The 5,047-nt window shown below is 61.1% G+C and carries 5 protein-coding genes; 4 read left to right on the top strand and 1 reads right to left on the bottom strand.

The window, feature by feature from the left end:
• Positions 1-123: 123 nt before the first annotated feature.
• The 4 genes from H5U38_13295 to H5U38_13280 are packed head-to-tail and all read left to right on the top strand — an operon-like array spanning position 124 to position 4,282.
• Positions 124-1,074, top strand: a complete 951-nt coding sequence (locus H5U38_13295) for an HAD family hydrolase (GenBank protein MBC7188003.1) — start codon at positions 124-126, stop codon at positions 1,072-1,074.
• 3 nt (positions 1,075-1,077) lie between these two features.
• Positions 1,078-2,085 carry a hypothetical protein gene (locus H5U38_13290; protein ID MBC7188002.1) on the top strand — a complete coding sequence of 336 codons (1,008 nt, stop codon included), beginning with the start codon at positions 1,078-1,080 and terminating at the stop codon, positions 2,083-2,085.
• Positions 2,082-3,182 carry a methyltransferase gene (locus H5U38_13285; protein ID MBC7188001.1) on the top strand — a complete coding sequence of 367 codons (1,101 nt, stop codon included), beginning with the start codon at positions 2,082-2,084 and terminating at the stop codon, positions 3,180-3,182. The genes H5U38_13290 and H5U38_13285 overlap by 4 nt, the downstream gene beginning before the upstream one ends.
• The gene (locus H5U38_13280; protein MBC7188000.1) at positions 3,179-4,282 is read left to right on the top strand and encodes a hypothetical protein; all 1,104 of its coding nucleotides are present in this window, start codon (positions 3,179-3,181) and stop codon (positions 4,280-4,282) included. The genes H5U38_13285 and H5U38_13280 overlap by 4 nt, the downstream gene beginning before the upstream one ends.
• Positions 4,283-4,289: 7 nt before the next feature.
• On the opposite strand, the gene H5U38_13275 is transcribed toward H5U38_13280, so the two are convergent.
• On the bottom strand, positions 4,290-5,047 hold a 758-nt coding region (locus tag H5U38_13275; protein MBC7187999.1), incomplete at its 5' end, for an amidohydrolase family protein.

The following is a 5,047-nucleotide window of genomic DNA, read 5'->3' as shown; positions in this document are numbered from 1 at the left end:
CGAGGTGTTGGGCCTGCCCGAAGGCGTCGAGCCGCTCGCTTTCACGCCGCTTGGCTACCCAGCCGACTCCCCGCGCCCTAAGACCCGTAAAGCTTTGTCCGAACTTGTACACTACGAGCGATGGTGAAAGAACGGCGAAATTCTTCTCCGCACAAGTCAGGTGGGACCCAGAGGCGACGTGAGACTGATCCCAAAGTCTCTTCGTTCGACTCACGAAGGGAAGCTGAGCTAAGGGGGGCTGATTCACTCGTCGGACTGCGACAGGATACGATCGAAATCATCAGGGCCGAGCGCCTGAATGGCACCATTCGCCATGCTCTGTTTGATTTTGACGGCACGATTTCGCTGCTTCGGCAAGGCTGGCAGCAGGTCATGATCCCGCTCATGGTGGAAGTGCTCCTCAATACCCCGCGCCACGAGCCCGAGGCCGAGCTCCAGCAGTTTGTTGAGGAGCTGGTCACCGTCACCACAGGTCAACAGACCATCTTCCAGATGATGCGGCTGGCCGAAGAGGTGCAGAAGCGGGGTGGAAAACCCGAGCCACCAGGGGTCTACAAGAGGGAGTATCTGGCCCGACTTTGGGAGCACATCAGAGGACGGGTGCAGGCGGTGAAGAGCGGCCAGACACCTCCAGAGCAGATGATGGTCCCAGGGGCAGTGGACATGCTGCGCGCGCTCTGCGACCGGGGTGTGCGGTGCTATCTCGCCTCAGGCACGGACGAGCCCGACGTAAGGGACGAGGCAACCGCCTTGGGGGTCGCGGGGTACTTTGCTGCCATCCATGGCGCGCAGGATGTGCGGGCCGAGGATGCCAAGATGGTGGCCATTCACGCAATTTTCGCCGAGCAGCAGGTGCGCGGCCCTGAGTTGGTCACCTTCGGTGACGGGTATGTTGAAATTGAGGATACCAAGAAGGTGGGGGGACTTGCAGTGGGTGTGGCCTCCGACGAGGTGACAAGAAGCGGCATTGACCAGCGAAAGCGCAAAGTTCTCATCGCGGCCGGTGCAGATATCATCATCCCGGACTTTCGGAATTGGCAATCCTTGATTGCCCTACTTTTTGCCGAGGGATAGCCTATGCCTTTTCCAACCTTCGATCGAACCAAGATCCATTTGAAGCCGCTGGCTGAGCGGCAACACCTGGTAACCCTTGCGGACCTCCTGCACCCACATGAGGCCCGGGACGACCTCCATAGCGGGGACATCCTCAGGGTTGCCCAGGCGGTGGCCGCGGCGCATCGGCAGGGGAAGCAAGTCGTACTCATGCTGGGAGCGCACGTGGTCAAATCGGGGCTCTCGCGCTTGGTGATCGACCTCATCGAGCGCGGCATCGTCACGCACGTGGGCATGAACGGCGCGGTGACCATCCACGACTTTGAGTTGGCATTGGTGGGTGCCACCTCGGAGAGCGTTGCCCGCTACATCAGCGAGGGGCAATTCGGGCTTTGGCAGGAGACGGGGAGAATCAACGACGCCATTGTGCAAGGGGCTCGTGACGGGATCGGCATGGGCGAGGCCATCGGTCGGATGATTGAGCAAGAGCGCCTCCCGCACAGAGAGGTGAGCATTCTGGCTGCCGGTTTCCGCCGGGGGATTCCTGTCACAGTTCACGTGGGCATCGGCTACGACATCATCCACGAGCACCCCAACTGCGACGGCGCCGCCCTCGGAGCCACTTCCTACACCGACTTTCTCATTCTGGCCAACACAATAGCGAAACTCGAAGGTGGGGTGCTGCTTAACTATGGGACTGCCGTGATGGGGCCTGAGGTCTTTCTCAAGGCACTTTCCATGGCGCGCAACGTGGCGCGGCAGCAGGGCAGGCAGATCCGCGCGTTTACCACTGCCGTTCTTGACCTGCTCGATCTGGGTGGAGAGCTCGATGAGGAACCCCCAAAGAGCGATCCCCGCTACTACTTCCGGCCGTACAAGACGGTCCTCGTGCGCACTGTGCGCGACGGGGGAGTGAGTGTCTACGTGCGCGGCGAGCACCGGCGGACGCTCCCCGCATTGTACTGGCACATCACTCAGCTGTTGTGCAACGCGCCAGGACAGGGCAAAGACTCCGAGGGGGGAACACCATGACCATTCCCCGTGAGATTGTGCGCAAGGCAATCACGTTCCGGTATCCGGAGCGCATCCCACGCGACCTCTGGGTGCTTCCCTGGGCTACTGACCACTATCCCGAGGCGGTAGCCGAGGTGCAACGCCGGTTCCCCTCGGATTTTGCCGGTTCACCAATCGTCTACAGGCCCTCGCCGAGGGCAAAAGGGGAGATGTACCGCAAGGGCACGTTCGTGGACGAATGGGGATGCCGGTTCGTGAACATTCAAGACGGCGTGCAGGGAGAGGTGCGAGAGCCTTTGCTGAGCGACTTGCGCCAGTGGCAGGAGGTGAAACCGCCCTACGAGATCCTGCCGGAGGACACGGAGAAGGCCAGGGGCCTTGTGAACAAGTTCTACGCCAAGACGGACAAATTCGTCCTGGCGGGCTGCTGCCCGCGCCCGTGGGAGCGTTACCAGTTCATCAGAGGCAGCGAGCAGAGCCTCATGGACATGGCCGAGCCCGGGGAGGAAGTTGTGGAGCTGCTGAACCTCATTCACGACTTTTACCTGGCAGAAATGCAGTTTTGGGTCACCACCGACGTGGACGCGATTGGCTTCATGGACGACTGGGGCAGTCAACACGGCCTGCTTATTCATCCGGACACGTGGCGGGAACTGTTCAAGCCGCTCTATCGCGACTATTGTGAGTTCTCCCACGGCTACGGCAAGTTTGCCTTCATGCACTCCGACGGCAACATCGCGGAGATTTTTGAGGACCTGGTGGAAATAGGCGTGGACGCCATAAACTCGCAGCTCTTCTGCATGGACATTGCGGATCTGGCAAGGCGAGTGAAAGGGAAGATCACTTTCTGGGGCGAAATCGACCGGCAGCACATCCTGCCATCTCCCGATCCGGAGGACGGGAGGAGGGCAGTGCGCGAGGTCGCCAGGCACCTGTATGACCCGGCAGGTGGCGTCATTGCCCAGCTGGAATTCGGTGCGGGGGCCAATCCCGCCACGGTGATGGCCGTGTACGAAGAGTGGGAGCGCGTGCCCGAGCTCTTTGGCCAGGGACCCGGCGGCGACTCATCGCGGCGGGCACGCTCGCACAAAGGAGGCTCGCGCCGAAGCCGATGACCAGCAAAGAACGCGTCCACGCTGCGCTGCGGCGGCAGCCCACCGACCGAGTGCCCATTTTCATGTGGTTCCACCCTGACACTGCCCAGCGCTTAGGCCGCTCCCTGGGCATTCCCCCGTCTTTCGTCGGCGAAGCAATGGGCAACGATGTCCGCCAGGCGTGGGTCAACAACAACTACGCCATGGAGGGCATAACCCATGCGCACGAAGGGGACTGGCACGTCGACTTCTGGGGGATCAAATGGGTGAAGCGCGGCGCTTTCAATCAGACTGAGGGTTATCCGCTGGAAAAGGCATCCCCAGAGGAGGTGGCGGCGTACGCTTTTCCGCTGGAGCACATCGGGGAGCTCTTGGCACAAATGGAACCCGTCGTGCGCCAGAAGGAGACCTGCTTCATCGGCTGCGATGTTTCGCCCTGCGTCTTCGAGATGTACTGCCGGCTGCGGGGGATGGAGCAGGCCCTTCTTGACCTCGCGACCGATGAAGAGCTTGCCGCCGGCCTCCTGGCACGATGTGCGGACTTTGCAGTGACGCTTGCGCAGCAGGCATGCGCCCGTTTTCCTCTGGACTGGCTATGGACCGGCGACGACGTGGCCTCGCACCGCGGCTTGATGATGAGCCCGGAGGCATGGCGCCGGCTCATTAAGCCACATCTGCAGCGCGTGGTTGCAGTCGGCAAGGCGAAGGGCCTTTGGGTTGCCTACCACTGCTGTGGTGCCCTCCGCGCAATCATCCCTGACCTCATCGAGATTGGGATTGATGTTCTCAACCCGATCCAGTGCAATTGTCCAGGCATGGAGCCGGCAGCGCTCAAGCGAGATTTTGGGAAAAGCCTTTCCTTCATGGGCGGGCTGGACAATCTGCGTCTCATTCCTTATGGGACGCCCGAGCAGGTCTACCGCTCCACTGCTGAGCTCATCGAGGTAATGAGTGACGACGGAGGGGGATACATCTTAGCGGCTTCGCACACCATTCCGCCAGAGACCCCAGACGATAACATCTTTGCCCTTTTTGCGGCAGCGGGAGTGAGCCGAGAGGAGATTTACGACCGCGCAGCCGATATCCGGCGACGGCTACAAGGCCACCGAAGCCCGGCTTGAGCCATCCCTACAGCGCGACCCTGTCCAAGATTCGCTGCATGTTCCTGCCCAGGATATTGCGCTTGTCCTCCTCGGGGAGGTCTGCGTAAGCCACCCAACCGAACTGGGGGTATGGATCGCGCATGGGGGCGTCAGAGCCGTAGAGTACTCGCTCCGAGCCCAGTTCCTCTACCATGAACTCGATCACGCCATTGGTCACCGAGGTAAAGGTGATCTCCAAGAACACGTTGGGAAAGTGCTTGGCCAAGGCCACGTGCTCGCGAGCCACCTTCCAGCTTGTCCCTGAGTGGGCCAGGATGAAGGCGATGTTGGGGTAACGCGGGGCGATGTCGCTCACCTCCTCCTTGAACTTGTCCGAGTAGTGGAGGAGGCAAAAGAGCCTGTGTTCGTCGCCAAAGCGGTACCAGGGCGCAAAGGACGGATCGTTGTAGGGGACCTTCTGGCGTGGGTAGTAGGGCTTCATCCCCAAGAAGCCGCACTCCAGATGGTAAAAGCGGCATTCCCGCTCCCAGTCGGTGACGTAGTTTGGGTCAAGCACTGCGTAGCCGACAATCTCCTCAGGGAATGCGCGCATGGCCTGCAGCGTGTCGTGATTACCCAGCACGTAATCGCCCCAGACCGCGCTCCAGGCACTCACGCAGGTCTTGGTCACGCCCAGGCGGCGGTTGCGTTCTACCACAGCCTGCGCATCGGCCCGATTCATTGCCACCCGCGATGCGCCTCTACCTCCAGGTTGCACGATGTGGGCGTGGGCGTCGATGAGCA

This window comes from Calditrichota bacterium, assembly GCA_014359355.1.
Classification (GTDB): domain Bacteria; phylum Zhuqueibacterota; class Zhuqueibacteria; order JANLFK01; family Oleimicrobiaceae; genus Oleimicrobium.
Note: the sequence above shows the minus strand (reverse complement) of the source record. Positions and strands in the feature narration are given on the sequence as shown.